3 protein-coding genes are annotated in these 1,905 nt (G+C 72.0%); 2 read left to right on the forward strand and 1 reads right to left on the reverse strand.

The annotated features are described in order from the left end of the window. Window positions 1–518 (reverse strand): SRPBCC family protein (locus ACWCSD_RS52115; protein ID WP_449927271.1); only part of this gene is annotated, 518 nt, incomplete at its 3' end. Window positions 519–614: 96 nt separating this feature from the next. Here ACWCSD_RS52115 and ACWCSD_RS52120 point away from each other — a divergent pair. Both ACWCSD_RS52120 and ACWCSD_RS52125 read left to right on the forward strand, forming a co-directional pair. Next, entirely contained in the window at window positions 615–1,526 is a 912-nt protein-coding gene (locus ACWCSD_RS52120) for a polysaccharide deacetylase family protein (protein ID WP_397163680.1), read from the forward strand. 170 nt (window positions 1,527–1,696) lie between these two features. Further along, window positions 1,697–1,905, forward strand: a 209-nt coding sequence (locus ACWCSD_RS52125) for a cytochrome ubiquinol oxidase subunit I (RefSeq protein WP_449927274.1), incomplete at its 3' end; no start/stop codon positions are given.

Below are 1,905 nucleotides of genomic sequence, written 5' to 3' on the forward strand. Positions count from 1 at the left end.
GGCCGTTCGTAGACCGCCGGGGCGGCCGGTGCGGCCTCCGGTGCGGCCTCCGGGGCGGTCCGGGCCGCCGGGACCGGGGGCGGGGCGCTGAGGTGGCCCTCGACGGCGGAGAAGAACTCGCCCGCCGTGCGTTTCGCGACCGAGCCGAGCATGCGCTGCCCGACGCCGCCGATCATCCCGCCGATCACCGCGTCGGCGTCGTAGTCCACCCGGGTGCCGCCGTCGATCTCGCTCAGCCGTACCAGGACGGTGGCCTCGACCGTGCCCGGCGCGCCCTGGCCGCGCGCCCGCAGCGTGAAGCTCTCGGGCGCGCGCGGCTCGGCCAGCGCGACCTCCCCCTGGTAGACGCCCTTGATGGACGCCACGCCCGCGTTGACCGTCATCCTGTAGGTGTCCGGCCCGGTCTCCTCCAGGCGCTCGCAGCCCGGGATGGTGCGCACGAGCACCGCCGGGTCCTGGAGCGCGGCCCACACTCGATCTCGCTGTACGCCGATCACGGCGCTGCCCGCCACCTTCATGCGGCCACTCTAGGCACCGGTGACCGGCTGGTTAAGGGCAAGACCTGCCAGTCGGGCGACGCGTCGCGCCGATCAGGGCTGGCAAGATGGTGCTCCATGTGCTGGGGGCGTGGAACGGTCAGGGGCGGGGCCGGGCGTGGCGGGCTGGGGCCGGCCGTGCTCGCCGGGGTGCTGGTGGCGCTGGCCGCCGGGTGTGCCACCGGCGGCACCACAGGCGACACCGGCGGGGTCGTGACCGGGCCGTCGGCGAAGCCGTCCGCGACCGGCGTCCCCACGTCCCGGCCCACTCCGCAGGGCCCGCCGGGGGCGCTGCCGCGCGCCGGCGAGGTGGGCCCGATCAGGGGCGAGAACGGCCTGCCCCCGGTGATCAGCTCGATCCCCACCAAGCGCAAGGTCGTCTTCCTGACCATCGACGACGGCTGGGAGCAGGACCCCGGCTTCGTCAAGCTGGTACGCGACCGGCGCGTCCCCATCACCGCCTTCGCCATGCGCGACGCGGTCGAGGCCAAGGGCAGCCCCGACCCGGCCGGCGGCCCCGGCCGCTACGTGGGCGCCGGCAAGTGGGGGTACTTCCGGCAGCTCCGCGACGTCCATGTGCCCGTCGAGAACCACACCCTCACCCATCCCGACCTGCGCCGCCTGGCCCTCGACGGGCAGCGCCGCGAGATCTGCGGCGCGGCCCAGGTGGTCGGCAAGGAGATCGGGACCCGGCCGGCGTTGTTCCGGCCGCCGTTCGGCAGCTACAACACCGACACGCTGCGGGCCGCCCGGCGGTGCGGGGTGAAGGCCGTGCTGCTGTGGACCGCCACCGTGCAGCCGGGTGGCAAGATCGCCTACCAGGTGCCCGACAAGCGCCTGCGTCCGGGCGACATCCTGCTCCTGCACTTCCGGCCCAACCTGGCGGCCGACTTCCGGGTGCTGATCGACAAGATCAAGCGGCGCGGCTTCGAGCTGGGCAATCTGCAGGCCTACCTCGACGCCGCGGGCGGGGTCCGCCGGGCGGGGTAGTGCGCAATCCGCCCGGCGGGTGACGCGCCGGGACGTACCCGTACGGGATCCTCGAAAAGTAGGCAGAACCGGGGGATGTGACTAACGTCGCATCGCGATGCTCTACGGCCTGTAGTACTACTACAGGTAGAAGTACTACAGCTTGTAGAGCTATGAGCGGGTGGGGATTGATGGACGCGCTTGACCTGGCACGGTGGCAGTTCGGGGTCACCACCGTGTACCACTTCTTGTTCGTGCCCCTGACCATCGGTCTGGGCATCTTCGTCGCGGGCCTCCAGACGGCCTGGCACCGCACGGGCAAGGAGCACTACCTCAAGCTCACGAAGTTCTTCGGGAAGCTGTTCCTGATCAACTTCGCGATGGGCGTGGTGACCGGCAT

Source organism: Nonomuraea sp. NPDC001684 (assembly GCF_053596515.1).

What these genes read in the sequence shown, in the direction of transcription:
- ACWCSD_RS52120 (WP_397163680.1), top strand. Translation starts at nt 615, where the DNA reads ATGTGCTGGGGGCGTGGAACGGTCAGGGGCGGGGCCGGGCGTGGCGGG.